At 57.9% G+C, this 26,966-nt stretch carries 26 protein-coding genes and 2 tRNA genes; 14 read left to right on the top strand and 14 right to left on the bottom strand.

Features of this window, described 5'->3' with window-relative positions; genetic code table 11:
* Nucleotides 1–74: 74 nt before the first annotated feature.
* Together L8V01_RS02745 and L8V01_RS02740 are read left to right on the top strand one after the other, a co-directional pair.
* Nucleotides 75–500, top strand: coding sequence for a hypothetical protein (locus tag L8V01_RS02745; protein ID WP_269945613.1), 426 nt, complete (start codon nucleotides 75–77; stop codon nucleotides 498–500).
* A 312-nt stretch (nucleotides 501–812) separates the two neighbouring features.
* Entirely contained in the window at nucleotides 813–959 is a 147-nt protein-coding gene (locus L8V01_RS02740) for a hypothetical protein (protein ID WP_269945612.1), read from the top strand.
* Between the two features lie 50 nt (nucleotides 960–1,009).
* On the opposite strand, the gene L8V01_RS02735 is transcribed toward L8V01_RS02740, so the two are convergent.
* From L8V01_RS02735 to L8V01_RS02725, 3 genes are read right to left on the bottom strand one after another with little or no spacing between them, the layout of a single operon-like run.
* On the bottom strand, nucleotides 1,010–1,228 hold the full coding sequence (locus L8V01_RS02735; protein ID WP_269945611.1) for a PIN domain-containing protein: 219 nt from the start codon (nucleotides 1,226–1,228) through the stop codon (nucleotides 1,010–1,012).
* A 53-nt stretch (nucleotides 1,229–1,281) separates the two neighbouring features.
* Nucleotides 1,282–2,040, bottom strand: a complete 759-nt coding sequence (locus L8V01_RS02730) for an ImmA/IrrE family metallo-endopeptidase (RefSeq protein WP_269945610.1) — start codon at nucleotides 2,038–2,040, stop codon at nucleotides 1,282–1,284.
* Nucleotides 2,033–2,365 (bottom strand): helix-turn-helix domain-containing protein, encoded by a 333-nt coding sequence (locus L8V01_RS02725; RefSeq protein WP_269945609.1) that lies wholly within the window; start codon nucleotides 2,363–2,365, stop codon nucleotides 2,033–2,035. The genes L8V01_RS02730 and L8V01_RS02725 overlap by 8 nt, the downstream gene beginning before the upstream one ends.
* A gap of 787 nt (nucleotides 2,366–3,152) precedes the next feature.
* Here L8V01_RS02725 and L8V01_RS02720 point away from each other — a divergent pair.
* Nucleotides 3,153–4,880 carry an ATP-dependent nuclease gene (locus L8V01_RS02720; protein WP_269945608.1) on the top strand — a complete coding sequence of 576 codons (1,728 nt, stop codon included), beginning with the start codon at nucleotides 3,153–3,155 and terminating at the stop codon, nucleotides 4,878–4,880.
* Between the two features lie 167 nt (nucleotides 4,881–5,047).
* On the opposite strand, the gene L8V01_RS02715 is transcribed toward L8V01_RS02720, so the two are convergent.
* Complete coding sequence (locus L8V01_RS02715; RefSeq protein WP_269945607.1) at nucleotides 5,048–5,350, bottom strand: hypothetical protein; 303 nt, start codon at nucleotides 5,348–5,350, stop codon at nucleotides 5,048–5,050.
* Between the two features lie 347 nt (nucleotides 5,351–5,697).
* On the bottom strand, nucleotides 5,698–6,117 hold the full coding sequence (locus L8V01_RS02710; protein WP_269945606.1) for an organic hydroperoxide resistance protein: 420 nt from the start codon (nucleotides 6,115–6,117) through the stop codon (nucleotides 5,698–5,700).
* Nucleotides 6,118–6,531: 414 nt separating this feature from the next.
* Here L8V01_RS02710 and L8V01_RS02705 point away from each other — a divergent pair, with 414 nt between their 5' ends.
* Both L8V01_RS02705 and L8V01_RS02700 read left to right on the top strand, forming a co-directional pair.
* Nucleotides 6,532–7,101 carry a Panacea domain-containing protein gene (locus L8V01_RS02705; RefSeq protein WP_269945605.1) on the top strand — a complete coding sequence of 190 codons (570 nt, stop codon included), beginning with the start codon at nucleotides 6,532–6,534 and terminating at the stop codon, nucleotides 7,099–7,101.
* Between the two features lie 149 nt (nucleotides 7,102–7,250).
* Nucleotides 7,251–7,478, top strand: a complete 228-nt coding sequence (locus L8V01_RS02700) for a Fic family protein (RefSeq protein ID WP_269945901.1) — start codon at nucleotides 7,251–7,253, stop codon at nucleotides 7,476–7,478.
* Nucleotides 7,479–7,507: 29 nt separating this feature from the next.
* On the opposite strand, the gene L8V01_RS02695 is transcribed toward L8V01_RS02700, so the two are convergent.
* Genes L8V01_RS02695 through L8V01_RS02685 form a run of 3 tightly spaced genes read right to left on the bottom strand, consistent with a single transcriptional unit; the run spans nucleotide 7,508 to nucleotide 10,561 of the window.
* Nucleotides 7,508–8,119: a hypothetical protein gene (locus tag L8V01_RS02695; RefSeq protein WP_269945604.1), complete on the bottom strand. Its 612-nt coding sequence runs from the start codon at nucleotides 8,117–8,119 to the stop codon at nucleotides 7,508–7,510.
* A gap of 37 nt (nucleotides 8,120–8,156) precedes the next feature.
* Entirely contained in the window at nucleotides 8,157–9,734 is a 1,578-nt protein-coding gene (locus L8V01_RS02690; protein ID WP_269945603.1) for a PTS ascorbate transporter subunit IIC, read from the bottom strand.
* An 11-nt stretch (nucleotides 9,735–9,745) separates the two neighbouring features.
* Nucleotides 9,746–10,561 carry a PTS sugar transporter subunit IIAB gene (locus tag L8V01_RS02685; RefSeq protein WP_269945602.1) on the bottom strand — a complete coding sequence of 272 codons (816 nt, stop codon included), beginning with the start codon at nucleotides 10,559–10,561 and terminating at the stop codon, nucleotides 9,746–9,748.
* 326 nt (nucleotides 10,562–10,887) lie between these two features.
* On the opposite strand from L8V01_RS02685, the gene L8V01_RS02680 reads away from it, so the two are divergent.
* Nucleotides 10,888–10,961: transfer RNA gene (locus tag L8V01_RS02680), tRNA-Ile, on the top strand.
* A gap of 629 nt (nucleotides 10,962–11,590) precedes the next feature.
* The gene (locus L8V01_RS02675; protein WP_269945900.1) at nucleotides 11,591–12,646 is read left to right on the top strand and encodes a trimeric intracellular cation channel family protein; all 1,056 of its coding nucleotides are present in this window, start codon (nucleotides 11,591–11,593) and stop codon (nucleotides 12,644–12,646) included.
* Between the two features lie 37 nt (nucleotides 12,647–12,683).
* On the opposite strand, the gene L8V01_RS02670 is transcribed toward L8V01_RS02675, so the two are convergent.
* Nucleotides 12,684–13,205, bottom strand: coding sequence for a hypothetical protein (locus L8V01_RS02670; RefSeq protein ID WP_269945601.1), 522 nt, complete (start codon nucleotides 13,203–13,205; stop codon nucleotides 12,684–12,686).
* 146 nt (nucleotides 13,206–13,351) lie between these two features.
* Between L8V01_RS02670 and L8V01_RS02665 the strand changes: the two genes are divergently transcribed.
* Nucleotides 13,352–14,962 (top strand): mechanosensitive ion channel family protein, encoded by a 1,611-nt coding sequence (locus L8V01_RS02665; protein WP_269945600.1) that lies wholly within the window; start codon nucleotides 13,352–13,354, stop codon nucleotides 14,960–14,962.
* Nucleotides 14,963–15,199: 237 nt separating this feature from the next.
* Nucleotides 15,200–16,288 carry an alkene reductase gene (locus tag L8V01_RS02660; RefSeq protein ID WP_269945599.1) on the top strand — a complete coding sequence of 363 codons (1,089 nt, stop codon included), beginning with the start codon at nucleotides 15,200–15,202 and terminating at the stop codon, nucleotides 16,286–16,288.
* Nucleotides 16,289–16,433: 145 nt separating this feature from the next.
* On the opposite strand, the gene L8V01_RS02655 is transcribed toward L8V01_RS02660, so the two are convergent.
* Nucleotides 16,434–18,125, bottom strand: coding sequence for an alkaline phosphatase D family protein (locus L8V01_RS02655; RefSeq protein ID WP_269945598.1), 1,692 nt, complete (start codon nucleotides 18,123–18,125; stop codon nucleotides 16,434–16,436).
* A gap of 168 nt (nucleotides 18,126–18,293) precedes the next feature.
* Here L8V01_RS02655 and L8V01_RS02650 point away from each other — a divergent pair, with 168 nt between their 5' ends.
* Nucleotides 18,294–19,088: a serine hydrolase domain-containing protein gene (locus L8V01_RS02650; RefSeq protein ID WP_269945597.1), complete on the top strand. Its 795-nt coding sequence runs from the start codon at nucleotides 18,294–18,296 to the stop codon at nucleotides 19,086–19,088.
* Nucleotides 19,089–19,136: 48 nt separating this feature from the next.
* Here the strand turns inward: L8V01_RS02650 and L8V01_RS02645 are convergent, their stop codons facing one another.
* Nucleotides 19,137–20,111: a CE1 family esterase gene (locus L8V01_RS02645; RefSeq protein WP_269945596.1), complete on the bottom strand. Its 975-nt coding sequence runs from the start codon at nucleotides 20,109–20,111 to the stop codon at nucleotides 19,137–19,139.
* Nucleotides 20,112–20,298: 187 nt separating this feature from the next.
* Here L8V01_RS02645 and L8V01_RS02640 point away from each other — a divergent pair, with 187 nt between their 5' ends.
* Nucleotides 20,299–20,817: a hypothetical protein gene (locus L8V01_RS02640; RefSeq protein ID WP_269945595.1), complete on the top strand. Its 519-nt coding sequence runs from the start codon at nucleotides 20,299–20,301 to the stop codon at nucleotides 20,815–20,817.
* Nucleotides 20,818–20,891: 74 nt separating this feature from the next.
* On the opposite strand, the gene L8V01_RS02635 is transcribed toward L8V01_RS02640, so the two are convergent.
* A complete protein-coding gene (locus tag L8V01_RS02635) occupies nucleotides 20,892–21,677 on the bottom strand; it encodes an HAD-IIA family hydrolase (RefSeq protein ID WP_269945594.1) in 786 nt (261 codons plus the stop codon).
* A complete protein-coding gene (locus L8V01_RS02630; RefSeq protein WP_259885905.1) occupies nucleotides 21,674–21,967 on the bottom strand; it encodes an acyl carrier protein in 294 nt (97 codons plus the stop codon). The genes L8V01_RS02635 and L8V01_RS02630 overlap by 4 nt, the downstream gene beginning before the upstream one ends.
* Nucleotides 21,968–21,994: 27 nt before the next feature.
* On the opposite strand from L8V01_RS02630, the gene L8V01_RS02625 reads away from it, so the two are divergent.
* The gene (locus L8V01_RS02625; protein ID WP_269945593.1) at nucleotides 21,995–22,993 is read left to right on the top strand and encodes an alpha/beta fold hydrolase; all 999 of its coding nucleotides are present in this window, start codon (nucleotides 21,995–21,997) and stop codon (nucleotides 22,991–22,993) included.
* Between the two features lie 144 nt (nucleotides 22,994–23,137).
* Here L8V01_RS02625 and aceE read toward each other — a convergent pair whose 3' ends face one another.
* A complete protein-coding gene (gene aceE, locus L8V01_RS02620) occupies nucleotides 23,138–25,885 on the bottom strand; it encodes a pyruvate dehydrogenase (acetyl-transferring), homodimeric type (protein WP_269945592.1) in 2,748 nt (915 codons plus the stop codon).
* Between the two features lie 337 nt (nucleotides 25,886–26,222).
* Between aceE and L8V01_RS02615 the strand changes: the two genes are divergently transcribed.
* A complete protein-coding gene (locus L8V01_RS02615) occupies nucleotides 26,223–26,621 on the top strand; it encodes a DUF3052 domain-containing protein (protein WP_005324380.1) in 399 nt (132 codons plus the stop codon).
* Between the two features lie 68 nt (nucleotides 26,622–26,689).
* A tRNA-Val gene (locus tag L8V01_RS02610) sits at nucleotides 26,690–26,762 on the top strand.
* Nucleotides 26,763–26,966 lie beyond the last annotated feature (204 nt).

Genomic DNA, 26,966 nt, shown 5'->3' with positions numbered 1-26,966 from the left:
GGGGGTCAGGTCCAGCAGACGCTGGTAGCGTTTTAGTACATACCGCGACCAGCAGCCACAGGAGGCCCTATTCTATGGACGGCGATACTACCGAGCTGCTTGTTTGCGTCGCGGCGGTGCTTGTCATGGTGTTCTACTGGGCCTACTACATCCGGTGTGTGCGGAGAGTTCCCAGATCGGAAGAGTGGTACGACTCATCCGATGTGATGGGCGCAGGAAGTGATGGTGTCCTCTTCATTTATCCTTACTGCACGCTAATTATGGGCGCTGCCGGTGCCGCAGGGTTGGTCGCGCTCGCGAACCCTCCTGAGTTTGTGGAAACGGTGCTGAAAGTTCCGCTCGTGGCAGCTTTTGTCATAGGAGGCATTGGATTTACGGGTGTGATCGGGGTTCCGCTTCCATGGCCTTTTGTTCCGCATTGGGTCGTGGACATCCGCAAAGCAAAACGCGCTCGAAGGCGCGAGCACAGGCAAGCCAGAAAAATGGAAAAGGAAGAATAGACTTGGCAGCTTACCCATTGTCCGAAGGTCGTTATTACCTCGGCCATAAAGCTGTGGTTCCTTGAGCCCTGTAGCAAGGCATCTGAAGATAGTTTGAGATGTCGTGGAACCCAGCGATGCCAAAGCATGAGGCTTGGACTAGTTAAAGCGGCGATAGTTAGTGCGGTCGTTGAGCTTAGTTTGTTCAAAGGGGAGTAGGTTGTCGAACTTCGAGAGTTTCTTCCACACTCGTCGTGATTCGCCGCGATCCGTGAGGATGTGAAGCTGTACGCAGCGGAGGAGCACTGCTTCGGTGGTGAAGACTGTCGCTGCTTGTCGTTTGTTTATGAGCTGCTTCGCTTCTTCGTCATCGATGATGATTGCAGTCCTTACACTGGGATTGTCCTCAAGAAGTGCAAGACAATGTGCGATAGTGGTGTACTCGCCAAGGTTTTCGCCATGCCGCCTTGGATCGTGTAACCGGGTCCAGAGAAATGATGGATGTGCTTCCAGAGGCGTTCGTAATCATCCTAGAGGACTTTCACGTGGCCATGTGTAACTAGGGAAGTCCAAGTCGTATAGCAGCTCTGAAACCTTGGAGTTTCTAGTTTTCTTTTCACCTCATTTTTTACGGCCTCCGGTACGTAAAGCTGTTCATCGCCCACGAACTTGAGAAGGAGATCCTGTTCGTCGGCGCAGATGAAATTGAGGAGCACGCTGGTATCAGCAAAGATGAATTTTCTAGTCATGCTGCGCCTATTCGTCAGCGAAGAAGTCTGCTAGGTCAGCTTCGATATCACTACTACCTGAGTGTTCGTTGTTGGAGGGGGCGCTGCGCGCTATCCGTTGAATCGATAACTTCCTCGATGCTGACCTGTTCAGCGAAGGCAACCGAAGGCAGAGCGATGAGTCCCTGGTTATAAGCCTTGTATGCATCGGCAACGAGCCTTTCAGAGGAGCGGGGCAACTCCGAAATCCTGGCAGCGTGATCGTAATTGGCTTTCCAGCCGAATTGAGAGGCTAGCCGCTTAGTAGAGTAGCTTCTGAGTTCTTCTTTAGTCTCCTCCGAAATGAGTCCGGCATCGCAGAGTTGGATTGCTGCCACAGTGGGGGAGACCTGGAAGCACTGGACGACGTATGATAGGAGCTCTTCCTGGGTCGAAGTCGGGGGAAGATCGTGTAGTGCCTCCACAGGGCACAGCACGCACCGTGCGAAAGTGTTCGCGCGCGTTTCGGAAGGATGAGTTGTATCGCAGAGCAGGGAAGCCCCGTCTTCAGTAATGTCACCGGCCATGATATGACCAATTTCGTGTGCCACGGTGAACCGTTGGCGATACGGATTGCTACTCGTTCCAATCCCCACTGTTAAAGCACCGGAGGCGGGATCGCGAAGAGTCAAGGCATCCAAGCCGCTCGGCAATTCGAGGACAATGAAGTCCGCTTCGACCAGCTTCATGAGACCATTGATGTCATCGATCGGCTCGGTACCTAGCAGGTGTTTTTCTCGAAAGCGGGTAGCTAGGTCAATGCCTTGCTGTGATGGGCTTTTCGATTTAGGCATTGAGACCGTCCAAGTTCACACGCAGTTGAAGAAATGGCAATAGCTGCTGCGTCGCAGTATCCACGCCAACGCCGTCTCCACGAGGAGCAACGCGTACGCGCTGGGAGAGCGGGGTGGCGTCCACAAACTCAGCGGCATCGATGCCCAAAGCCCACGTGAGGGCCATGATGTGGTGGAGAGTTGGTGTGGCTGTGCCTTTCTCCAGGCGGGCAAGAGTCGATTGGGACAGAATGCCATCGGTCATGGCGGCAAGCTCTCGTTGGTTAAGCTCGCGCAGTTGGCGTTGTGTGCGGACGCGCTCGCCAAAGTCAGTAGGTATGTTCATGGTTGCACTCCTTGTTAGCTCCATTAAACGCGTGAATCAAGTTTTAGTCAATGTGATTCAGGAGCTCGAGGTTGTGGGAGAGGAGCCTGCTCCGTGGGGTCAATTGAAGCTGAGTTTTTCCGTAAATCTCCACAATTGTCGCACTCGCGTGAGAATACGGAATCCACTCCTGCTCAATGCGTAACTGGCCCGCGGTGAAGAGTTGGCGACCGGCGCTCTGCTTTTCGGTGGGGAGGCGGGAAGCGTGGCGGAGCTGTCGCCAGAGCCAGGTCCTTATGGCGTATTTAATGTTGTGGCTACCGGCGATGACCGGGTGAAGACGGTTGTGGGCATGGTGGAAAAGCCTGCGGCTGGAGAGCCGCCGTTGAATTTGGTGGCCACGGGGCGCTACCTTTTTCGATCGCTCGATTTTGAAGCCCTTCGTCGCGTCGAGCTAGGCGAGGGCGGGGGCGCCGCCTGCCGGTGCCATCGCACTCCTCATCTCAGAAGGGCTCCCCAGTCCACTTTGTGGTCCTGGTGGCATCCGTCACGATTTTGTTAATCCCGCGGCCTTTATTTCCGCCAGTGTCGAGTTCGTCCGCCTCCGCTCGAGGTACGGCTGCGGCGCTGTTCGCGGACCGAAAGGTCCTAGCGGAGAAGTACCGGGGTGAATTGGAGTAGGAGACCACTATGCGCAGACCCAACGGAATTTCGGAGGATTAAGAATAGGCTTTCAGAAAGGCTAGGCTCTGGAGGAAAAGGAGGTGAAGTCATTGTTTTTGTAGAAGTTGTGTTCTAATTTCAAGGTATGAGGAATAATGCTAATCGCGGCGTAGTCAAGCCCACTATTACCAATATACAAATCGGTGAAGCAAACATCTGTCTCAAAGCTGGTACCGTTACTGCTCTTGTTGGCCCCAACAATTCAGGGAAATCGCACTTTCTTGATCAGCTAGAAGCTCAGCTTGCGGGGGTGGATTCTGCATTTTCGAAACAGAATGAAGGTCTAATCGCCAGAGCAGAAATTCAGTGGCGGGGACGTGGACACTTGTCGGAAGAGATTTGTGCTTCGTGGGCTAACGAAAATCTGACATTGAGTCGATCGGGGCGGTACGAGGCGAACGTTCCAGAGCACTTTTCCTCGCACCTAACAGCTCTCAATAGATTTATAGGTCTCGAAGAGGTTCAAACCATCTTTTCCGGAGCCTCCAGCTTGGGATGTCTTGTAGGTTATTTCGTTCGACGAGACGGCCCGCTCAACCGCGTCCAAGAATCGCATCTAAAAGATTTAAAGGAAGATAGTCTTGCCAAGCGAGTATGGCACGACAAGGTAGCACTTAAGAAAGTTACCGAATATTTCCATGAAGTGTTTGGCGAGCCCCTGTCAGTATACGAGATCGGTGAGGGAACCATAGGCTATAAGATTGCTCCAACGAGCGAAAATATGCCGAGGATTGGCGAGAGTTATTCATCCTCTCAGCGGGCAGAAATGGACGGGCATCCCAAAGTGTGGCAACAAGGCCTTGGAATGCAGAGTGTACTCGGAATTTTGCTAGGTCTTTTTGCTGATGACAGGCCCATCGTGCTACTGGACGAGCCTGAAGCGTTTCTTCATCCTCCTCAGGCTCATCGGCTCGGTCAGATACTTCGTAAGGTGGCGGAGCAGGAAGGGCGACAAATATTTTGCGCTACTCACGACAAAAATCTACTTAGTGGATTGGCTGGTGGCCAAAAAGATACTCTGTCTATTATTCGGCTACAGAGAACTGTTGATGATAATGGTAAGTCGAAATACAGTTTTTCTTTGATCCCACCGACCTTTAACGAAGATATTAGAAATAAAAGTAGAATTCGGCATACTCATCTACTAGATGGGCTCTTCTCGGATGCAGTGATTATCGTTGAGAATGAAAAGGACGCATATTTCTTTAGCGAAGCTCTAGAGTCGCTTGCAGAAGAATTGCCTTCGGGCTTGCAGCCCTCCTCCATTTGCTTTGTCGGTGTTGGGGGTAAGAACAATGTTCCGTCAACATTCGAACTTTTGCGCTCATTGACGGCGCCGACGGTAATTGTCGCAGATACTGATTTCATTGTGTCGGAAAACCGTCATCATAGTGGAGGGCCGTTCAGCAAAGTGCTAAAAGAGACCAGTGCTCGTGACGAGAATGATCTAATTTCGTTCCGAAATGAGATTGAAGAAATCATTCTTTCGGAAGCGGATTCGGAATTAAAAGGCGTGCCAGAAGACAAGTATGAAGGCCGCAGGAAAAAGTTGTTGAACAAGAAACTGACCAAGTTGCATCTCAATCTTCCGCTTTTAGGCGAGGTTGAGCGGCTGAACGAAAAACTGATGGAAATCCCTCTTTGTCTCGTACCCGGAGGTCAGCTTGAAGACTTGGAACCGAAGATCTCGGGACATGGAACGGACTGGGTAACGAAAGCCATTGCTATACGCGCATTCGAAAATGAAGCTACTAAATCTTTCATGGACACAGTGCTCGGAAAAGTGCGCGATCAAATCGGTTCACAGTTTTGAGTATTTAAGAAGGTGTTCTTACTTCCTGGAAGTGTGTCTGGCTAGTTTTAAAAATGTTTGTCCTTCAAGTACACCACATAAACTCGGCGTTATCCTGAGTCTGTTTGCTGGCGCCCTCCTAGGAACTATGTCTTGGTTTAATACCAACTAACTGCTTTATTCGAAAGTCAGGAGTGGGTAGACCCATCCTGGTTTCTAAATAAGAACGTCATTCTGGTGATCAATGCTAGGCGCATCCTGGTGGCGGAGATGTGGCCATCGGTGCGGTGCAATTCGAGTGTTGCGGAGCCGCCGAAGTGTATGGAAACAACTGGCGCGAGAGAAATGACCATCGCGGCGGTGCCGGCGATGTAGAGGGAAATCTTGGCGATGAGTGAAAGGGTGAAGGTACTGGAAAACTTGCCGTCTGCGTTGTTGCTAATGAGTGTAGCCAGGCTGATAGGCGGACTGTCGAAGCGCATATCATTCATTAGGTTTTGCGGTCCGGCTGAAAAGAGAATGTGGCGTACAATGAGTGTTCTGAAAGTTAACAGAGCAATGAGCGCGATCCCGATGGCAGCAGCTAAATAGACTTTAAAGAGAGATAGGTATTTTTTTATAGGGCGCCCTCCTAATTGTTAAGAATCGCTGATTTTATAAAATAGGTGTTCCACCTGGCGGTCTAATTGAAGGAAACCCGCGTTTTTAAAATAGGGTTCTGACCTTACTGAGGTTCCGATTGGTCTTTCAGGCGCCGACAAAACAGGTTGCATAATGCATAAAAATACCCACGCAGCGCTGAAAGGGGCGCGGCGTGGGCTGGGGAGAAGGCTAGAAATTAGTCCTGTGCAACACCAACGTTGACTTCGATGTTGCCGCGGGTGGCCTTGGAGTAGGGGCACATCTGGTGGGCGGCGTCGGCAAGCTCTTGTGCCTTGTCATCCTCAACGCCTGGGATGGTGACCTCGAGGTCCACGCCGAGGTAGAAGCCCTCGTCGTTCTTGCCCAGAGAAACGCGGGCACCGACGGAGGAGTTCTCTGCGTCTACGCCCTTGTCCTTGGCCACTGCCTTCAATGCGGAGTGGTAGCAAGCGGCGTAACCGGCAGCGAAGAGCTGCTCTGGGTTAGCGCCTTCGCCGCTGCCGCCCATTTCCTTCGGAGCGGTCATGGTGAAATCCAGGTCGGAATCCTTAACTACGGCGCGGCCGTCGCGGCCTGCTCCGGTGGAGAGTGCTTCGGTGGTGTAAACGGCGTCCATGATTTACTCCTTTTCTATCGGGTCTTTGTACGTCCGCCGATTGTACGCAAGATAGCTAGTCTTCGACGACGCCGATGGTGCCCCTCGGTAGTGCTGCGGCTGGCGTTGCAGTAGGGGCAGACTTGGTGGGCGGCGAGCTGCTGGGCAGTGGCGCGCTCCTACCGCACCTGCGCCTAATGCATCCGCGTAGCTATCTGAGGTATATAAGGAGGTCGGCCTCGACTAGGTCGAGCTCAAGAAATCCCTGGACATCCTCGCCGGAATACCCGTGGACGTGGAGCTTCTGTGGCCCACCGAGGATGATTTTGTGGGGTAGAGTGTGGCCTTCATATAACAGGTGAGGAAGGCTATACTGGCTTAAGAATTTTGGCTCTATACACGTAAAAATTGCTACGCACTAGGAGAGGAGGGGCCATGGCAACAGCAGTAGACGTCGCGCAGGTTATTTACAACAAACTGGGGTGGGTCGATTCTTGGAAGCTCGAGAAGCTTACCTATTACTGCCAAGCATGGAGCCTGGGCTGGTACGGGCGACCCCTTGTCTCGAATGAATTTCAGGCGTGGACAGACGGTCCGGTTGAACCTAACCTCTATCGCGAGAATAAATATCAACGCTCCGAGAAAACCTCTACGGTGCTACCGGGAGCTGACGCAGAGGCTATAGGAGACGAAGCCGAAAAGATTATTGATGCCGTGATTGCCTTTTATGGTGATAAGACCTCCAACGAACTAATTGAACTTACGCACTCGGAACGCCCATGGATTGCCGCTCGTGGTCAGATGGGCCCCGAGGTGAAAACTAACGAACCTATTTCGCAGCTGGAAATGAAAAAATACTATGCATTGCAGGAAGCTCGTGGTGTTGAAGGGCCGACGCGGCCTGTACTTTCTGTGCAGAATCTTTCTGGTGCTGAGCTGAAGCAGCGCTTGCAAGCTTCAGCAGAACGCTGGAAGGGAGCCCTTGAGATTCTTGCAACCCGATGAATGAGTATTGCTTTCCGGTGGAGGACGTGGTTCAACTGAACCGTCAACTCATCGGTCGAGATAGCAACCTCCTCGATCGCTCTAAACTTGAGTCAGCGTTAGCCACCCCTTTACAAACCTTCGGCGGAGAGTAATTACACCCACCTGCACTGGATAGGGCTGCAGCGTTGTTGCACTATCTGGCAAAGGCGCATGCATTCGTCGACGGCTATAAGAGAATCGCCTGGGTATGGGCCTCCACCTATTTAGAAATCGAAGGCTTTGGGCTGGGACCAATCGCCGATGAAGAGATTGTGGAGCTCGTTGAAACCGTGGCCGCTGCGCGCGATAAGGAGGAAGGATTCATTGCAGAATGGTTTGCTGAACGGTTGATCTAGTTCGGTCTGGTTAGTTCCTGGACTAGCGGTTAATTGGTAGTGGCCACGCGCTTGGTCCACACGCTTCTGTCCGCGGTTTCGAATGAGGCTTGCACCGTTTCATCGCCGGGCTTTTCGCACGTTAGGTTTCTCTGATCGCTGCCCATGTGGCAGTCCAAGTTATAGGACTGTTTGGTTACTGGGCTGCTGGCGGTGATATCGGCGTGGTATGTCGGCGTTACCGTGGGGCTTTTTGACCGCATGGTGTAGCTTGCCTGCATCGCGGCGTCAAATACCGCGGCGGCGAATTCGCAGGAGGTGGCATCGCCGGCGTCAATGGAATCGCCTGATGAAGAAGTACCGCAGTATCCGCCGATCTGGCCGACATGGATGTTGTGGTTTCCGCCAGCCGGTGGTTCAGGCTGCGCCGGCTCTGCTTCTTCGGTGACAGTTTCGGTGCGGCGTTGTTTCGTTTCCTTCACCGAGTCGGTGTCCTTTTCGCCTTCATCCGCTGCGGAGTTATTGTCCTGGGCGGTGGAAAAGGCTGGCTCGTCTGCTGGGGCGGAATCAGAGCTGGAGTCTGAACCGGAGCCGCAGGCGCTTAGCGCAAGACCGGTAGCGAGGAGGACGGACGCGAGAGGGAATATGGAAGGGCGCTGCATAGGGTTACTGTAGCGCCCTTCGGGGCGTGGCGCGTGGTTAGTGGTCAATGCGGGCGGGTGGAACTGGCGCACCTTCGGGCGGCAGAACCTTCGGATACTTCTTGGTTGTGCCGGAGGATGTAGCCGTGCCGGTTGCACCGCTGATTGCGGCGGCATCGGCGTTGCTAGTGGGTGCAGGACGGTAGGGGGTGGGGTCCCAGTGGGCGTCGACAAGCTTGCGCTGGCACACCCAACCCAAGGCCAAAATGGCCAGCGCGATAAGCGCAATGAAGATAAGCCCGAGCGCACCGCCGGCATTGGTGGACCACCCCAGAAGCAGGCCGAGCCAGCCAAAGTCGGCATCGCCGAAAGTGGTGTTTGCAGAGCCGAAGGAGCCGAGAACGCCGAGCAGGAATGCCGGCAGGAAGGTAATGATAAGGCCATTGACAAAGGCACCTAGTGCCGCGCCGCGGCGGCCGCCGGTGGCGTTGCCGTAGACGCCGGCCGCGCCACCAGTGAAGAAGTGCGGCACCAACCCCGGCAGAATCAAGGCAATGCCAAAGGCGGGGTTCAACCACGCCGAAAGAATGGCAAGGCCGATAAGGCCACCGATGAAGGAAGAAATGAAGCCGATCAACACAGCGTTTTGGGCATAAGGGAAGACGATGGGCGCATCCAGCGCGGGGATCGCGCCGGGAACGACCTTGGCCGCGATGCCCTGGAACGCAGGCACGAGCTCGCCCAAAATGGTGCGCACGCCAAAGAGGATAACGGCCACTGCCACGCCGAACTGGAGGCCTTGGGTGACGGACTGCATCAAGAAATTGCCCACATCGGTGGCACCATCTGGGAAAGCCGTAAAGGCTTCTTCAGAACCGGCGCGAGCGATGAAAAGCACAGCAAGGACCACGTACATCAGCGCCATGGAAAGCGCGGTTGCCACCATAGAATCGCGCAAGAATCGCAGACCTTCCGGGAGCTTTAGGTCCTCGGTGGACGGGGACATCTTCTTGCCCTTGCCGCCAACCAGCTTGCCGACGCCGCCCGCGGCCAAATACCCCGCAGTGCCGAAGTGCCCAATGGCTACGGAATCATCTCCAGTAATGCGGCGGGTAAAAGGGTGCGCAATGGCTGGAAGCGAGACCATAAGGATGCCGAGTAGGGCAGCGCCGAAGGCGATGACAATCCAGGAGGAATACCCGGCCGGGGCAAGCACCATGGTGAGAAGCGTCGCCATGAAGAGAACATGGTGGCCGGTGAGGAATACGTAACTCATTGGCGTAAAGCGAGCCAGCAGCAGGGAAACCACAAAGCCTAAAATCATGATCCATGCGACTTGGCTACCGAACTGGTCTTGCGCAATGCCGACGATCGCTTCATTTGTCGGAACCACGCCTTGCGCACCGGTAGCGCCCGTAATCATGGCACCCAGCGGTTCCAGAGAATCGGTGACCAAGCCCGCACCGGCGCCAATGAGCAGGAAGCCAAGTGTGGCCTTAATGGCTCCACCAATGGTTTTACCTGTGCCGCGGCCCATCGCAGCGAGCCCTACAGCGGTGATGATGCCGATAAGGAATGCCGGCACGGAAAGGATTTCATTGACAATGAAGTTTGCTATCGCAAGAAGAAAATCCATGAGGTTGCTCCTTAGATGTCATAGAGCTCGCGCAGAGCCCCATCGATTTCAGACATTGAGGTGAAGTCTTGGATGACGTAGACGGGAACCCCGACATCGCCAAGCGTTGCAGCGATTTCGCCGGAAGTGAGCAGAAAATCCGCCTCGCTCGCGCGGCCCTTGGCGGAGATGGTGTCCGTGGCCTCTACGTTGAGGTACGGTCCCCAGCCCCACTCATCGAGCACCTGCTCGAGGGTATTTTTAAGAAACAAAGATGTGCCCAGGCCGTTTCCGCATACCGTGAGGATCTTGCCTTTGGAGGCGACGGAATCCGCGGCCTTTTCCTTCGCAGGGCGGGCTGCCGGTTCGGTCGGCGCTGCGTAAGACGTGCGCTTCTTACTCGGAGCCGCTGCTTTGAGAACTGTGCGGAGCTCCTCTTCAGAGTCCACGCGATTGAGTTCATCACGCTTGGTAGCAAGCAACTTTGCTAGTTGCTTCATTGCTTGCAGGTGTTCAGAATCGCTGCGTGCGGCAAACGCTACGACAAGGTCAACGGGATCATTGGAATCGTGTCCGAATTCAACCGGCTTATCCAGCCGTGCCCATGACAGCGAGGTTTCTTTTACCGCCTCCGAAGGGCGCGCGTGCGCGAAGGCAAAGCCTGGGGCCACCACGATATAGGGGCCCGTTTCTTCCGCAGAGTGCACCATTGCTTCTGTGTAGTCTGCGGTGATCGTGCCTGCATCTTCGAGCAACAATCCCGCAAGCCGGATAGCTTCTCGCCAGTCCTTGGCGGTGCCGTGCAGCTCCACCGCGCCGGGCGCCAAGAGGGACTCAAGGGTCGCCATGTGTATCTCCCATCACAGATTAAGTGGCATCGGGGTCAATGTCACTCATTATTCTATGCCGCGGAGAAATCGGAGGTAAAAGCAGGGTTAACGTTTGCATGGGGCGGTTGCCGGCGAACGTGGTAGCCGAGAATTTGCCCGTGCTGCGTCGTTAAAATTTGGCCCACGACTTATTGGGCATTGTAAGGAGCACAGCAGGTTGTGCGTCGATGATAGTTTGCAGAAGCTATCTGCAGACAGACTGCGCTGGGCAAATTGGTCTTTGGCCGCTCTTTGACTAATCTTTTGAGGGCAGAGAATCGCCCTAGTGGGCGTGCAATCTGTGTGGGGCTATAGCTCAGTCGGTTAGAGCTACGGACTCATAATCCGTTGGTCGCGGGTTCGAGCCCCGCTGGCCCCACGGTGATAGGGAGGCGTCGGCAAGCAGTGCCGGCGCCTTTAATCTTTGGTGTGGACGCGGTCTGCAAAACCCGGCTGGACGGTGATTTCGAGCCGAGCGCCAATCGCGGAATCGTCTGCAAGGCAGGAGAGATTTTTGTGGTTAGTGGAGATGATGAACTGCAGATCGTGCTTGTCGCCAGAAACTGGGCCCTTGGCGGTGATATCGCTTTGTCACGCTGGGTGACGGAAGGATCGGGGGCCTCTAGCTGGTAGGTCGCCTTCATCGCGCGCTTATAAATCTCCATGGCAAAGGCGCAGTTGGTGTCTTCCTGGGCGCTAATAAGCGCGTAGTCGCGGGCGCCGCAGTCGCCGCCGATTTGTTGGGCAAGGTCGGAGTCGGGGTTGTCTTCTGGGGCGTCGGCAAGCGAGGCCTGCTCATCCTCGCTGCTGTGCGCGGCAGGGTCGGCAAAGCTAGGCTCGTCTGCCTCGGGCTGGGAGGAACAAGCGCTAAGCACAGCAATGGAAAGTAAAGGGAGATACTTATTTCATTATGCGTAGAGATAGGGAGACAAACACATTTAGTATAGCCGCGCTGCGCATTTGGGTGTGCTAATTGCGCAGGGGCTGGCGGTGAAGTCTAATAACCATATGGTTGAAGTGGATCCGCTCATTGAATCTCTCTACCGCTGGTCCGATATCAGCGGCGTGTTGCTGATGGGAATCATCGGCGGCACCATGGCGCGCAAGCGCGGCTACGATATCATCGGCTTTTTCTTCATTGCGATGTTCTCCTCCTTGGGCGGCGGCATGGTGCGTGACGTGCTCATCAACCGCGGCACGGTGGCGGCCATGAGCCAGCCGGAGTATCTGTACCTGGCTTTTACCGGCGCGTTGATTGCCCGCTTTGTCTATTTCAAGGGCAAGACCTGGGATTACCTGCAAGCGCATGGCGACGCCGTCGTTTCCGGCCTCTGGGCCGCCACCGGTGCCGTGAAGGCCATTACCTATGGTCTGCCCCTGATTCCGTGCATCATGATGGGCGTATTTACGGCCACCGGCGGTTCCATGATTCGTGACATTGTGATGGGCCGCGAGCCGAGCGTATTTGGCGATAACCAGCCCACGGTCATCCCTGCCGTGGCCTGCGCGATCATCGTGCTGGTGGGCCACCACTTCGACATGATGGCCGTGGGCATGATCATCGGGCCGCTGGTCTCTATTTTCTTGGCGCTGCTGGGTATTTGGGCCGGCTGGCGCGTGCCTGCCTACCAAGATTGGGCGCCCATTAATGACACCGCGGCGCAGGTAAAGGTGCTAGCGAAGAAGGCCGAGAATAAAAGCCGCGCGGTGGGCCGCCGCTTGGAGCCGCACCGCCTGCGCGCGTGGCGCCACCGCCAGATGGAAGCCGCGCTGCAGCGTCGCATTGAAAAAGAAGTGCGCTCCGGCAAGCGCCGCAAGGAGGCCGCTGCGGAGGCCAGCGAGTTTTTGGAGTCCTTTGAATTGGACGTCGATCAGCTCAGCACCCCAGCGCCAGAGACCGAGGATACTGACTTTGGCGTGGATCTCACGGGTGACTCCTACGAGGCCGAGGAGAATGCCGCCCACGAGGAATCCCAGCGGCTGCTCGATACCATCTTGGAAGATGACAAGCTTACTGATGAGCTCATCGATCGGCTTATGAAGCGCTATAACTCCCGCGACTAGCCCACAGTACTTTAGTGCGGCGGCTTAGCGTGGAGGCTCAGCGCCCAACCGCACCGCAAAGCTGCGGGTCCGTGATATAGCCTTGCTCGCAACCATATTGGGTCTGGATTTCGCCTGAGCTCTTATTCCGGTTGCCATTGGCATCGTTGCCATAGCCGCACAGGTAGGCCGGACACTCCGCACTCGGCCCATTGGGCGCTTGTACTGGTGGCTGAGCGTTTGATTCCTTGCACAACGCAGCGAACTCCACGCAGGTACCGTCCGCGCACTGGTACTGCGCGGTGTTTGCCTGCTGCTGGTTTTCGGTAGCCGGTTGCACGGCTTCCTGATTTTCCGTTTGCGGTTCGGCGTGCTGCGCGGCCTCGGTAGTTGCTACTTCCGTGGTCATTTCTTCTGTGGAAGTTTCCTCGGTGCTGGATTCTGTAGAGCTCGTTTCAGAGGCCGTCTCCGTAACGGTTTCTTTCACCGTGGAAATGGTGGTGGCGGTCTCGTCGCTGCCGCCGCAGCCGGTGGCAAAAAGGACTAGGGAAAAGAAGGGAATAAGGAATGATTTCTTCATGCCCCACACAGTAGCCAAACAAGGCGGCAGATGCAGGGGTTTGTGCAGGGCATAGGGGGGTAGAGGCCGTGCGAGGGGGAATTTTTGCATGGTGGCTGGCAGTGAACTGGCATCCAGTTTTCAGCTCTGCGGCCTACGGTAGAGGCATGAACCTGAAGTATTACTTCTACGAGCTGTGGAGCCTCTTCGTTGACCACGGCTTGCCGCTTATTGCGCTGTTGCTGATCGGTATTTTGATACCGCGCGTTGGCAGGCTGGCAATCCGCATCATAGAGCGCCGCCTCGATGATAATGAAGAATCCACTAAGGCGCGCCTGGCGCTGACCGGCGCGCTGGTCTACATCGTGCAGGCTATCGCGTACTTCCTTATCATTTGGGCCGCGCTGACCAATATCGGCGTGCCTGCGGTAGGCGCGGCAGTGCCGGCGACGATAGTCTCGGCCGCCGTGGGCTTTGGCGCCCAGTCCATCATTGCGGATTTTCTTTCTGGCTTTTTCATCCTTTCGGAAAAGCAATTCGGCGTGGGCGACTACGTCAGCTTTGATGGCGTGACCGACGTCGAAGGCACCGTGGTGATGCTGACCCTGCGCACTACCAAGGTTCGCACGCCTACCGGTGAGCTGGTCACCGTGCCCAATAGCTCGGCCGGCGCGGTAACAAACTATTCCCAAGAATGGTCGCGCGCTGTGGTCAACTTCGACGTGCCCGTGCAAGAAGGCGAGACCTTACCGGAAATCACGCGCCGGGTGCGCACCATCTCCGAGCAAGCAATCCGGGAGCCGTCCATCGCCGTGGATGTCAACGGCGAGTTGGAGGTGCTGCCGGCCACCCAGTTGGTTGCCCCGCAGGCGGCCGGCCAATCGTGGCACGTGACCTACCGCGTGCTGGTTACCGTTAATCCCGCCCGGCAGTGGGCGGTGGAGCGTGCCATTCGCTCCGCGCTGCTCTCGGAGTTCTGGGACCACTACAACGTGGCCGATCTCGATGAACTCCAGCGCCCGCTTACCGCTCCGGAGGGAAACGTTGCGGCCCAAGAATCCGTCAAGGATGCTTCCACAGCGGGCAAGGAATCTCACCCGGAAACCAAGGTGGAGGCTCGCCCAGCCGCAAAACCGGAAGAGGAAGCCGGACCGGATAGCGATGGCCCCGGACGGCCAGCCCTGCCTGATGACGACCAAGAACCAGAACCCACCCAAGGAATCTGGCGTTCTTTAGAGACCAATACCAAGTTCCAAAAGATCGCTACTTTTGGCGGTCGAGTGCGCGGCTCCACCACGGGGCTTATCCTCGCCCTGCTTGTTGTCGGTGCCTTGACCTTGGCTTCGAGCAACCCGGATGAAGCCGACGCTGGCTGGCTCTCGCCCGAGCATTGGCGCAATAGCGGCAAGGAAACCTCCTCCTCGCAGCCTGCCGAAGCCCCCAGCTCCACCGCACCTACCGAAGAAACGACCGAAACCGGCACGCAGAGCGAGCCGAGTGAGGAGGACGCGGCTCCTTCTGAGGCCACCAACCCGCAGGGCACCGAAGGCGCTGGGGTGACGGATGCTCCTTCCGACAGCGCTAACTCGGGCGCAACCGAGGGCGGCTCGGGTAATACCGGCACCAATACCGGAAGCGGTGACGAGCAAGGTGGGCCAAGTAACTCCAATGGTTCGGGTGGCACAACGGGCGGCGTGGTCACTGACGGAGCTGGGGTCCAGGCTTCCGGAACTGCCGGCTCACGCGAGGCCTCTATCCCAGCAGAGCCGACCAATTAGTAGTGAGCCGATCCTTCCGGTGGGGCGCTCATTGAAGCGCTAATGCGATCTTCAAATACTCAGTACTTTTGCGCCATAATGCCATAAGCCTCAATCTCATTGACCATTCCGGAAGGCAAAGGAGCCAATGGTACGCAGGCGCCTGAAGAGCTTAACTGCCGGTAGCGGATCGGAGATAGGTAGTTAGTCCGAGGCTGGGGTTGGAACAATCTCTTTGACTGCGGTGTTGAAGAGGTCATGACTTCACTATTCGAACCACTGGAACTTGGCCGATACAAGCTAGATAACCGCGTGACCATGGCGGCGCTAACCCGCCAGCGCGCCGGTGAAAGCGGTGTGCCTACCGAGCTGCACCAGAAGTACTACTCGCAGCGCGCTACGGCTGGTTTGGTGGTTACGGAGGGAACGTTTCCGGCATGGACTAACCGCTCCTTCCCGGGGCAAGCCGGTATTGCTACAGAGGAGCAAGCAGAAGGCTGGCGTGCGGTGGCAGACCGCGTGCACGAGGCTGGCGGCACCCTATTCATGCAGATCATGCACGGTGGCCGCACCAGCCACCCAGACTTGATTGATGGCGCGAATCCAGAGGCTCCCAGTTCTTTTGATTGGGGCGGGACCGTGCGCGGCTTTTCCGGCAAGATGGACGCGCCACTGCCGCGCGAGCTGAAAAAGGAAGAGCTGCCTCGCATCGTGGATGAATTCCGCCAGGGTGCGCGCCGGGCTATCGATGCCGGCGTCGACGGCGTGGAAATCCATAACGCGAATGGCTACCTGCTGCACGAGTTTATGGCGGCCTCGTCCAATAAGCGCGACGATGAGTTTGGCGGCAGCCCGGAAAATCGCTGGCGCCTGCCGGAGATGGTCATTCGCGCTGTAGTAGAGGAAATCGGCGCCGACCGCGTGGGCGTGCGTTTCTCGCCGGCGCACAACGTCCAGGGCGTCATCGAGGATGATCAAGAAGACATGTTGGCCACCTACGGCGGCCTGCTCGATGCCTTGGCGTCGCTGAACCTGGCCTACGTGTCGCTGCTGCATGGCGAGCCGGAAAGCGAGCTTATCGCGCAGCTGGCCAAGAAGGCGCACGCTAACGGCGTGACCAAGGTGCTGATGAATGATGGCTTCCCCACGGTGACCTCCAAGGAGGATGCGCAGCGCGAAATCGAGCTGGATTACGTGGATGCCGCAGTGGTGGGCCGCCAGCTCATCGCGAACCCAGACCTTGTGCGCCGTTGGCGCGAGGGGTTGGAGCTCAATGAGCCGGACCAAGAAACGTTCTACCTGGGCGGTGAGCGCGGCTACATCGACTACGAGTATGCCGCGGACTAGGGAAGGATCCGCGGCACCACAGGGGCCGAGAGGCAGGAGAGTGATAGGTAGTGAAATTCCCCAGAGAGGGTCTTTCACTGTGCCTATCGATGGTGTACTACTCGTTCGTTAACGGCGAGTACCTGTCATGTGACAGAACTTACAATTATTTATTGTAGCCCTTGTCTGGTCGCCAGGTCAGGGTGACTGCCTCGCGCACCGGTGACTTAGCCGTGAGCAGGTTATCCACGCGCAGCCAGTGCATCTCCGCAGAATCCGGGCGCACGGTTACAAAGCTATAGCCGTGGTGGTCAAGGTCCACGTGGCGGGTGTGCGGGTTAGCCTCTAGCAGGTAGCGCTGGGCCAGCTTGGACAGCTCATTGCCCTCCGGCAGCTTGAGCTGCTCGTTAACATTCGGCGCAGAGACCGAGGCGCAGACCATCTCGGCGCCGAAAATGCGGCCGTCCTTGCTGATATTATGCGCCCACTCGGAGTGGATATCGCCGGTGACAAAGAGGGTATGGGAATCGTGCTTAGAGAGGGCGTCGATAAGCAAGCGGCGCTCTGCGGAATAGCCATCCCACTGGTCACCATTGACCGGAATGCCGGTGATATTGGAAGATAGCGAAGAAGAAACCGGCTTGGTCTTTTCATCTTTTTCCAGGGTAACCAGGTTCATGGGGGAGAACATGACGGAATTGCCCAGCATATTCCACTTGGCAGAAGAGGTCTCAATCTTATTGAGCAGCCACTTGTACTGCTCGGAACCGAGCATCGTGCGGCCCTCCGCGGCCATCTTGTGCGGGCCAAAGCGCACCTGCTCATCGCGGTAGGTGCGCAGGTCCATCATGGTCAGCTCTACTAGGTCGCCGAAGGTTAGGCTGCGGTAGAGGTGGCCCTGTTCGGACGGGTTGGTCGCGCGCACCGGCATCCACTCGAAGTAGGCCTGCATGGCGGCCTTGCGGCGGTCGAGGAAGGCGCCCTCCTTGCCTTCGGTGTGGTTCTCGGCGCCCTCGCGCCAGTTATCGTTGGCTACCTCGTGGTCATCCCACACCACGACCCATGGCAGCGCGGCGTGTGCAGCCTGCAGGTTTTCATCGGTGCGGTAGCGGCCGAGGCGGATGCGGTAATCCTCGAGCGAGATAATCTCGTGCGCTGGGTGGTGCAGGCGCACCGGGCCGTCGCCGGCGTACTCGCGCTGCGGGTACTCGTAGATATAGTCGCCCAAGAAAATCATGTAATCTAGCTGGTCTGCGCGGCCGCGCTGGGCAATATCGCCATAAGCATTGAAGAATCCGGACTCCCAATTGGCGCAGCTAGCCACGCCGAAGGTCAGCTCTTCCGGGGAAGCGCTCAGAGCCGGAGCGGTCTTGGTGCGGCCGATGGGCGAGTACTTATCCTGTGCCTTAAAGCGATAGAAGTATACGGTCTCCGGCTCCAGGCCGTGCGGATCTACGTGCACGGTGTGGTCCTGGTTGGCATCGGTGGTTACTTCGCCCTGCTTGACGACGTCCCCAAAGCCCTCATCCTTGGCGATTTCCCACTCCACCTTGGTGGCCTCGCCCAGCCCGGATCCCGGCATGGCATCGGCATCTGGGGTTACACGGGTCCACAAGATGACGGAGTCTGGAATCGGATCGCCCGAGGCCACACCGTGGAGGAAGGGGCGCTCGCCCAGCTTCGGCTCCACCATGTGCTGCTCTACGCGTGGGGATAGGCTGCTTTGCGCGTGGGCGGAGTTGGCGGCGGCGGTGGATAGGGCGATGGCGGCACCGGCGGTACCAGAGGTCTGTAGGAAGCGGCGGCGGTTGACGTGGCCGCGAGCGGACTCGGGCTGATTCTGAGAATTATTAGGCATGACTTAAAGCTTTGTCATGTTTAATGCCGGCGCAAGTGTTTCCGCCCAATTCCATAAAGAGTTCTTTTTGTCTTAACTGGCGGTTAACTTCGCCACTCGCACTCGGCTTCCCGGGCTCGGTGTTGCGCTACGGAGTCTTGGAGGAAAAGCCTCAGTAGGCTATAAGGCATGAGCGAATTTAGCCAAATTAGCCAGTGGCCCGCGGACACGGTGGCCGGAGCGTTGCTGCGCCGCGGCGAGATCATAGAAACGGTAGGAGATACCGCCTGGGAGTTTCCAGTGGCGTCAGTAACCAAGCTGGTCGCTGCCTACGCGGTGATGATGGCTGTGGAGGAAGGCGCGGTGGAGCTGGAGCAGCCGGCCGGCCCAGCAGGCTCGACGCTGGAGCACCTCCTGGCACACGCCTCCGGCATCTCCTTCGACTCGCGGGAGCCGCAAAAGCCGGTGGGGGAGCGCCGCATTTATTCTTCGGCCGGCTATGAATGGGCCGCGGATATCGTTGCGGAGGCCACGGGCATGGACTTTGCCGAGTACCTGCGCGAAGGCGTGTGCATGCCGCTGGGCATGGGCTCTACGCGGCTCGAAGGCTCGGCCGGCCACGGTTTGATTTCCACGGTGGAGGATCTGGCGGCCTTCGCCGCCGAGGTGCACAACCCTAAGCTGCTGCACCCGTCAACCGTGGCGAATATGCGCCGGGGCCATTTCGGCGGCCTGCGCGGCATCGTGCCAGGCTACGGCAGTTTTAAGGAGTGCACCTGGGGCCTGGGCTTTGAAATCCATGGCAACAAAGACCACTGGATGGGCGCCCTGCCTGCCGACGCCGCCGGTCACTTCGGTATGTCCGGCACCTACCTCTGGGTGGCGGGCGACTATGCCATGGTGGCGCTTTCGAACCGCGACTTTGGCGAGTGGTGCAAGCCGCTCTGGCACGATACAAATACCGCTATCTGGGACTCTTTGTAGTCTCCTTCGGGCGGCGTTAGCACGCCCTACCGAGCCGGGGTGGAGGCGCTAGTGCTCGCGGAAGAATTCCACCACGCGCTCGGTGGCATCCGGATTAAACGGGAACCAGGTGTGTTCGCCGTTGTTGACCCGGTCGATCTCGGTATGGGCCGCGCAGCCATCGAAGATAAATGGGTCATATCCAGCGCCGAAGCCCTGGCGCGGGTTATTGACGTCGATGCAGCCATTGCGCTCGCCTACGTTGCGGAAGGCGGCTTGGGCGGAAAGGTAGCGGCCGCCGTGCGCATTGGCACCGATGGCGGGGCCGCCATACGGCGCGGTGGCATCGCGCGTGCCGTGAATAAATAGCGTATCGACGGCACCGTGGCAGTTATTAAAAATCGGCTGGTAGTTGGCCGAGGCGACGACCGCGATGGCATCGAAAAGCGTGGGCTCTTGGCAAGCCACAGAAAGTGCCATGCCGCCGCCATTGGAAAGGCCGGTGCCGTATACGCTGTGGATGCGGTAGCTGTGCTTGAGCTCGTTGGCGATGGCTTTAACCATGGCCACGTCCTCCCCGCGGCGCGTCGAGGCGTAATTAGGGCCCTCCCACGCCAGCTGGCCGTTGCGGCCCATCGTGGGCTGCGGATACACGACAATGGCCGTACCATCCGTGTGCTCGGCCAGATTCATGTAGCTCTTGGTGAAAGGAACGTCATTTCCCATCCCGCCAAAGCCAAAAATCACATCGTAGGTGCGATTCGGATAGAAATTCTTCGGTACCTGTACTAGGTACTTGCGCTGGCCATAGCCGGCGACTGAAATGCTGCGCCATTCTTCGTCAACCGCCGCTTCTTCCGGTGGGGCTTGCTCGCCTTCCTTTGGTGCGGATTCGAGGGCCTTGCCAAGAGCGGAGGAAAGCTCCCCCATGGCCGGGGAAGAGGATAGGGAATCGAGCGAGGACTGGGCGCTCGCGGTGGGGGATAGCGCCCCGGCGGCCAAGGTGGCTGCCGCGAGCGAAATCAAGACCTTTTTCAATTGCATGAGCTGGGATTCTACTGCGGCGGGAGGCGGGTGGCTAGCCTGGAACCAAATCTTCCCAATATTCACATATTCAACATAGGTTTCACCTGCAACTTTAGTCCCAGTCTGTACCTAGGGTTGAGGTTTAGCAAATGGGGGTTGAAGTGAAAGTTGAGGGTTGTAGGGGGCGATGTGACGCAGGAAAATTGTGAGCAGACGCATCAGACAGTTCGTTGGGGAAGACGAAGCTCGTCTTGCATCGCGCCGGGCCGGCATGCTTGGCGCGGTGGTGATCTATGTCGAGGGAGAATCGGCTATGAATACGTGCGTTAACCCTGCGCCGGTTGAACAGCCGGCCTCCACCTCCGCGTGGCCCACCGTCAATGGTGGCGCCACCGTGGTCACCGGTGTGCTCAAAATCTCCGGGATGCCGCGTTCGCTGCGCTCGAAGATTGAACACGCCATGGATCGGTGCATTCGCACCGAATCGGAATTTATCATTCCGGGCGATGACCCGCTGACCGCTCAGTGGTGCACCCGTTGGTTCCGGGATGGGCTTTCCGTAGCAGCGCTCGCCCAAGGCGGCAGCGCCTGCGCCAGCGCCGGCAGCGGTATTGGCTGCCACCAGGTGCTTACCGGCACCCGTGAGGAGCTTGATGCGCTCGACTGCGTCGTGCGCTACCTTGCACAGCGCCACGGCTTTACCGCGGCCGTGCGCATGCCGTAGAAAGCGCAAAAGGGGGCTGGCCCGCTCAATGCTGGGCCAGCCCCCTTCTTAGTACCGCAAGTCAGTCGCGCGGCCTACTTATCTTCCGCGAACGGATCCAGGATCTTCTCCGGTAGCTCCGCCACAGATTTCAGCACGGCAGAAGGGCGGTAAGGGTAGCGGGAAATCTCCCGGTCATCAGAAATTCCGGAGCGCACCAAAACAGTACGCATGCCGGCCTCGAGGCCTGCCTTGACGTCCGTATCCATGCGGTCACCGATCATCACAGTCTGCTCCGAGTGGGCGCCGATATGATTAAGCGCCGAGCGCATCATGACCGGGTTGGGCTTGCCCACGTAATAAGGCTCGCGGTTCGTCGCGGCGGTAATCAGCGCGGCCACGGCGCCGGTCGCAGGAAGCACGCCTACCGGAGCCGGGCCGGTGACATCCGGGTTGGTGGCAATGAACCGCGCGCCATCACGGATGAGATTAATGGCGGTGGTAATTGCTTCAAAGGAGTAGGTGCGGGTCTCGCCAAGCACCACGAAGTCTGGGTCATCGTTAGTGAGGATCCAGCCGGCCTCGTGCATGGCGGTGGTCAGTCCGGATTCGCCCACCACATAGGCCTTGCTGGAGCTTACTTGGCTGGAAAGAAAATTCGCGGTAGCAGTGGCGGAGGTCCAGATGCGTTCTGCCGGAATATCCAGGCCGGTGTTGCGCAGGCGAGCAGAAAGATCCCGCGGGGTAGACATGGAGTTATTGGTCAGCACCATGTACTCGATGTCATTATCCTTGAGCGCTTGGATGAATTTATCCGCGCCAGGGATCATCTCGCCTTCTTTGATGAGAACGCCGTCCATATCGGATAGATAAGAAATCATTGGTGATCCTCCACATACTCGGCAATATCGCCGATGGTTTCGCAGTTGAGCATCGTTTCCTCAGAAAATCGCACTTGGAAGGTCTCTTCCGCGCGTACGGTTAGCTCCACCAGATCTAGCGATTCCACCCCGATATCCTTCAGGCGTGTATCCCGGCTCAGGTCTTCCTCGGTACCGGTGACCTTGCTGATAAGCGCGATGAGCTGGCCGAGCGTATCGCGCTCCGGCTCCTTTTCTGGCGCGCTCGCGTTGAATTTTGCCTGCAATTGGGCGCTGAGGTCGTTTGCCATGCCCACCAGTCTAGTATTGATCCCGTTATGGCATTGAGAAAACGTTCTTCCGTTGTCGCGCGTAGTTGGCTCAAACGATTGCGCCCCTCGCACCGCGCTGAACTAGAAAAACTCTACGGCGGATTGCACGACCCCTCTACGGAGCCTGGCCTTACCAAAATCAGCGCTTCTGGCACGGTGGACCACGATGGCCTCGATATTGCGTGGTACGAAGTCGGGCGCGAAGACGCCCCGGTGACGGTGGTCTTTATCCACGGCTACTGCCTATCCGCGGAATCCTATTATGATCAGGCTAATTACCTGCGCAATCGCAATGCCCGCGCGCTCCTAGTAGACCTTCGCGGCCACGGCCAATCCGCCACGGTCGGCCCTGAGGAGTGCACCATCGATGCGGCTGCCGACGACGTCCTTGCCGTCATCCGCGAGCGCGCTCCCCGTGGCAACCTGGTCATTGTGGGCCATTCTCTAGGCGGCATGGTTGCCTTAAACCTCATCCGCCGTGCTCCTGCCGAAATTTATGAGCGCATCAAGGGAGCGCTGCTGATTTCTACTTCTATGCGCCGCTTTGCGGCCAAGGGCGTGGCGCAGATTTTGCAGTCCAAGTCGCTGCACGCGCTCTACCGCCTGTGCCTGCGCTTGCCCGGGCGCGTCGATAACGCTCGCTTTGAGGCTGCCCGCTTCATTGCCCCGCTTTTTGCGGCGACCTTGGCGGGCTTTCCCCAGATGGAGAAGTTGCAATTTCACGTTGCCATGCTTCTCGATACCCCCTTGGCCTCCTACTCCGGCTTCTTCGACGACCTCTTGGAGCACGCCGAATACGGCGCCGCAGAAAGACTGGCCCAGCTGCAGGGTGAGGTGGTGGTGGGAACCGCCGATATCGTCACCCCGCGCTCGCAATCCGAGGTGTTATGCCAGCATTGGCCCGCCGCTGATCTACATACCGTGAAAGGATCTGGGCACATGGTGATCCTGGAAGATCCAGAAGCCATCTCCGAGGCGCTTGGCCGCGTCCTCGACGCCATCTAGGACTACCGCCAGTAAGGTTGTCCGGGGGATCGCGGCCCTTTCCCAGACGACGTTGTAGGCCACGCAAAAGGCGCCGCGGCGGTACGGCCAGCGGCGCCTTTTCAGTAGCGCGGGGCGCGGGTCTAGCCCGCGCGCAGGAGGAAGCTAGTCCTCAATGTGCGTGGTTGCGGTCGGATCATCCAGCTTAAGATCCTTGGCAGCCTTCTCAACGACGGAGCGCTCAATCTTGCCCTCGCGAGCAAGCCCATCGAGTACGGCGACGACGATGGACTCGGCATCGATGTTGAAGTAGCGACGTGCGCCCTCGCGAGTATCGGAGAAGCCGAAGCCATCCGCACCCAAGGTGATATAGGTGCCCGGGACGTAGGGGCGAATTTGCTCCTGCAGCTCGGTGGTGAAGTCAGAGACACCAACGAACGGACCCTCGTAGCCCTTGAGCTGAGAGGTAGCAAATGCCTCGGTCGGCTCCTCGCCCTTGCGCAGGGCCTCCTTATTGCGGCGGGCACCGTCGCGGGCCAGCTCGTTCCAGGAGGTAACGGAGAAGATGGAGGCCTTGACATCGAAGTCGTCGGCAAGCAGCTGCTGCGCGCGCAACGCCTCGTGTACGCCCACACCGGAAGCCAGAATATTGGCAGCAATGGAGCCGCCCTCTGCGGTGTTGTAGTGGTAGATGCCCTTGTGCAGGCCCTCCACGTCTAGGTCCTCCGGCTCGGCCGGCTGGTGCACCGGCTCGTTGTAGACGGTGAGGTAGTACATGATGGCCTCGTTGTCCTTGCCGTACATGCGCTCAATGCCGCGGGTGACCAAGTGGGCAACCTCGTAGCCAAAGGCCGGGTCATAGGAAACTACAGCCGGGTTGGTAGCGGCCAAGACCGGGGAGTGGCCGTCCATGTGCTGCAGGCCCTCGCCGGTCAAGGTGGTGCGGCCGGCAGTAGCGCCGATGATGAAGCCGCGGCCCATCTGGTCGCCAGCCGCCCAGAAAGCATCGCCGGTGCGCTGGAAGCCGAACATCGAGTAGAAGATGTACAGCGGAATCATGGCCTCGCCCTGGGTGGCGTAGGAGGTGGCTGCGGCGGTAAAGGAAGCAGCGGCGCCGGCCTCAGAAATGCCCTCGTGCATGATCTGGCCGTCGGTTGCCTCGCGGTAAGAAAGCATCAGATCGTGGTCAACCGGCACGTAGTTCTGGCCGCGCGGGTTCCAAATCTTCATGGTGGGGAACCAGGAGTCCATGCCGAAGGTGCGGGCCTCATCCGGAATGATCGGAACGACGCGCTTGCCCAGCTCCTTATTGCGCATGATTTCCTTGAAGGTGCGCACCAGAGCCATGGTGGTGGCTACTTCCTGCTTGCCGGAGCCCTTGCGCACGGAGCGCAGCTTATCCAGCGCAGGTGCCTCAAGCGGGGTGAACTCCTCGCGGCGCTCCGGCAGGAAGCCGCCCAATTCTTTGCGGCGCTCCAGCATGTACTTGATTTCCGGAGAGTCCTTACCTGGGTGGTAATACGGCGGCAGGTACGGATCCTTTTCCAGCTCCTCATCGGAGAAGGGGATTTCCTGCTTATCGCGGAAGCGCTTCAGGTCATCCAGGGTCAGCTTCTTCATCTGGTGGGTAGCGTTGCGGCCCTCGAAGTTGTGGCCCAAGCCGTAGCCTTTAATGGTGTGCGCCAAGATGACGGTTGGCTTGCCGGTGCCCTTGTTCTCCAGCGCGCGGGCGTAGGCGGCATATACCTTGCGGTAATCGTGGCCGCCGCGGCGCAGCGCCCAAATCTCATCATCGGACATGTCTTCTACCAGCTTGAGCGTGCGCTCATCGCGGCCGAAGAAGTGCTCGCGCACATAGGCGCCGTCGTTCGCTTTGAAGGTCTGGTAGTCACCGTCGGAGGTGGTGTTCATGACGTTGACTAGGGCGCCTTCGGTGTCCTTTTCCAACAGCTGATCCCAGCCGCGGCCCCAAATAACCTTGATGACCTCCCAGCCGGCGCCGCGGAAGAAGGACTCCAGCTCCTGGATGATCTGGGTATTGCCGCGCACCGGACCGTCCAAGCGCTGCAGGTTGCAGTTGACCACGAAGGTGAGGTTATCCAGCTCGTAGAGGGAAGCGATCTGCAGCAGGCCGCGGGATTCCGGCTCGTCCATCTCGCCATCGCCCAAGAAGGCCCAAACGTGCTGCTTGGAGGTGTCCTTAATGCCGCGGGTTTCCAGGTACTTATTAAAGCGCGCCTGGTAAATAGCGTTAATCGGACCCAAGCCCATGGACACGGTGGGGAATTCCCAGAACCACGGCATCAGGCGCGGGTGCGGGTAGGACGGCAGGCCTTCGCCCTCGCCACGGGAGACTTCTTGGCGGAAGCTATCCAGATCCTTTTCGCTCAGGCGGCCTTCCATATATGCGCGGGCGTACATGCCCGGGGAAGCATGGCCCTGGAAAAAGACTTGGTCGCCGCCCGAGGGATCGTCCTTGCCCTTGAAGAAGTGGTTTAGACCCACCTCATAGAGCGGGGCAGCGCCCGCGTAGGTGGAGATGTGGCCGCCAACGCCGATTCCTGGGCGCTGTGCGCGGTGGACCATAATCGCCGCATTCCAGCGGATCCAGCGGCGGTAGCGCTTTTCTAGTTCCTCGTCACCAGGAAACTCTGGTTCCATGGTAGTGGGAATGGTGTTGACGAAGTCGGTGGACGTCAACGAGGGCAGCTCAACGCGCTTGGCGGTGGCGCGCTCGAGTAGGCGCAGCATCAGGTAGCGTGCGCGCTCCGGATCGGAGTGGTCCAGCAGACCATCGAGGGAGTCCATCCACTCGCGGGTCTCTTCTGGATCATTATCGTGAAGATACGATGCAACACCGTCGCGGATGAGGGGGAAGTTGGAATCGCCCTTGGTGGCGTCCTTCTCGGCCATTTAAACCTCCTGTATAAGGGTCTGCACAGTTTGCCTACTAGGATACGCGCTCACAGATCCACAGTGGTTGTGAAGTCCGACTAAAAGGGACGTGCGGTACGTTACCTTTCTATAACCAGCATCTTTGCCCGGTCTGGTGGGGCGAAAGAGGGTAACTTGCTAACTCTGTGGAGCCGGGTATCGCCGCGGTAGGGCCTGCAAAATGGGGGAATTGCGCGCCTTAGGCAGGTAAAAGGTGCCGGTGGGCGTTAAAATGCTTCTATTAAGCCGCGATTTACCCGCCAAGCGCGGGTGATCCGTGGACCATACATTCACTGAACTAGGAAGGAAATGCATAGTGGCTGACGCTGCAGTCAAGCTCGGAATCAAGGAAGGGCAGATCGCCCTGGAGCTTGGTTGGGACGAGGATTGCGATACCGCAATCTCTGAATCGATCGAGGCCGTGCTCGGCGATGATTTCTTGGAAGAAGAAAACGACGAGCTGTGCGATGTAGTCCTTCTTTGGTGGCGCGAAGAAGACGGTGACCTAGTGGATGGATTGGTGGACGCAAGCCGCCCACTGGCCGATAACGGCGCAGTCTGGCTGCTTACCCCAGGTGCCGGCAAGCCCGGCACCGTAGAGCCGGGACTTATCTCTGAGTCCGCTCAGCTAGCCGGACTGGTGCAGACCAAGGCGGAGCGCCTAGGCGAGTGGCAAGGCTCTTGCTTGGTGCAGCGCGGCTACACCAAGAAGTAAGGCTTTACCTGCCGATTTGTGTTGCTTTAGCAACCTGCGCTACTGTTTCTAACAGCGCAAGAGCGCATGCGGCTTTAGCTCAGCTGGAAGAGCAATTGGTTTACACCCAATAGGTCGGGGGTTCGATCCCCTCAGGCCGCACAAGACGGACCGCCTCTCAGATGGATTTCTGAGGGGCGGTCCTTTTCGCATGCGCGGGCACGGCTAGCCCGCGTGGGGCTCAAGGCTTAGGGCGCTTGTGGGCCAACTTTCGGCCGCGTTGTGCGTGGAAGTTGGGGAAGAAGCCTCAAGAGCGTGGCTGCTTCTTAGGCTTCGACCAAGTACCTAGGCCCTTCGACCAAGTAA

Origin of the sequence: Corynebacterium curieae (assembly GCF_027570035.1) — a bacterium.
Lineage (GTDB): Bacteria > Actinomycetota > Actinomycetes > Mycobacteriales > Mycobacteriaceae > Corynebacterium > Corynebacterium curieae.
Note: the sequence above shows the minus strand (reverse complement) of the source record. Positions and strands in the feature narration are given on the sequence as shown.

What these genes read in the sequence shown, in the direction of transcription:
- L8V01_RS02745 (WP_269945613.1), top strand. Translation starts at nt 75, where the DNA reads ATGGACGGCGATACTACCGAGCTGCTTGTTTGCGTCGCGGCGGTGCTT.
- L8V01_RS02735 (WP_269945611.1), bottom strand. Translation starts at nt 1,228, where the DNA reads ATGACTAGAAAATTCATCTTTGCTGATACCAGCGTGCTCCTCAATTTC.
- L8V01_RS02730 (WP_269945610.1), bottom strand. Translation starts at nt 2,040, where the DNA reads ATGCCTAAATCGAAAAGCCCATCACAGCAAGGCATTGACCTAGCTACC.
- L8V01_RS02725 (WP_269945609.1), bottom strand. Translation starts at nt 2,365, where the DNA reads ATGAACATACCTACTGACTTTGGCGAGCGCGTCCGCACACAACGCCAA.
- L8V01_RS02720 (WP_269945608.1), top strand. Translation starts at nt 3,153, where the DNA reads ATGAGGAATAATGCTAATCGCGGCGTAGTCAAGCCCACTATTACCAAT.
- L8V01_RS02715 (WP_269945607.1), bottom strand. Translation starts at nt 5,350, where the DNA reads ATGAATGATATGCGCTTCGACAGTCCGCCTATCAGCCTGGCTACACTC.
- L8V01_RS02710 (WP_269945606.1), bottom strand. Translation starts at nt 6,117, where the DNA reads ATGGACGCCGTTTACACCACCGAAGCACTCTCCACCGGAGCAGGCCGC.
- L8V01_RS02705 (WP_269945605.1), top strand. Translation starts at nt 6,532, where the DNA reads ATGGCAACAGCAGTAGACGTCGCGCAGGTTATTTACAACAAACTGGGG.
- L8V01_RS02695 (WP_269945604.1), bottom strand. Translation starts at nt 8,119, where the DNA reads ATGCAGCGCCCTTCCATATTCCCTCTCGCGTCCGTCCTCCTCGCTACC.
- L8V01_RS02690 (WP_269945603.1), bottom strand. Translation starts at nt 9,734, where the DNA reads ATGGATTTTCTTCTTGCGATAGCAAACTTCATTGTCAATGAAATCCTT.
- L8V01_RS02685 (WP_269945602.1), bottom strand. Translation starts at nt 10,561, where the DNA reads ATGGCGACCCTTGAGTCCCTCTTGGCGCCCGGCGCGGTGGAGCTGCAC.
- L8V01_RS02675 (WP_269945900.1), top strand. Translation starts at nt 11,591, where the DNA reads ATGGTTGAAGTGGATCCGCTCATTGAATCTCTCTACCGCTGGTCCGAT.
- L8V01_RS02670 (WP_269945601.1), bottom strand. Translation starts at nt 13,205, where the DNA reads ATGAAGAAATCATTCCTTATTCCCTTCTTTTCCCTAGTCCTTTTTGCC.
- L8V01_RS02665 (WP_269945600.1), top strand. Translation starts at nt 13,352, where the DNA reads ATGAACCTGAAGTATTACTTCTACGAGCTGTGGAGCCTCTTCGTTGAC.
- L8V01_RS02660 (WP_269945599.1), top strand. Translation starts at nt 15,200, where the DNA reads ATGACTTCACTATTCGAACCACTGGAACTTGGCCGATACAAGCTAGAT.
- L8V01_RS02655 (WP_269945598.1), bottom strand. Translation starts at nt 18,125, where the DNA reads ATGCCTAATAATTCTCAGAATCAGCCCGAGTCCGCTCGCGGCCACGTC.
- L8V01_RS02650 (WP_269945597.1), top strand. Translation starts at nt 18,294, where the DNA reads ATGAGCGAATTTAGCCAAATTAGCCAGTGGCCCGCGGACACGGTGGCC.
- L8V01_RS02645 (WP_269945596.1), bottom strand. Translation starts at nt 20,111, where the DNA reads ATGCAATTGAAAAAGGTCTTGATTTCGCTCGCGGCAGCCACCTTGGCC.
- L8V01_RS02635 (WP_269945594.1), bottom strand. Translation starts at nt 21,677, where the DNA reads ATGATTTCTTATCTATCCGATATGGACGGCGTTCTCATCAAAGAAGGC.
- L8V01_RS02630 (WP_259885905.1), bottom strand. Translation starts at nt 21,967, where the DNA reads ATGGCAAACGACCTCAGCGCCCAATTGCAGGCAAAATTCAACGCGAGC.
- L8V01_RS02625 (WP_269945593.1), top strand. Translation starts at nt 21,995, where the DNA reads ATGGCATTGAGAAAACGTTCTTCCGTTGTCGCGCGTAGTTGGCTCAAA.
- aceE (WP_269945592.1), bottom strand. Translation starts at nt 25,885, where the DNA reads ATGGCCGAGAAGGACGCCACCAAGGGCGATTCCAACTTCCCCCTCATC.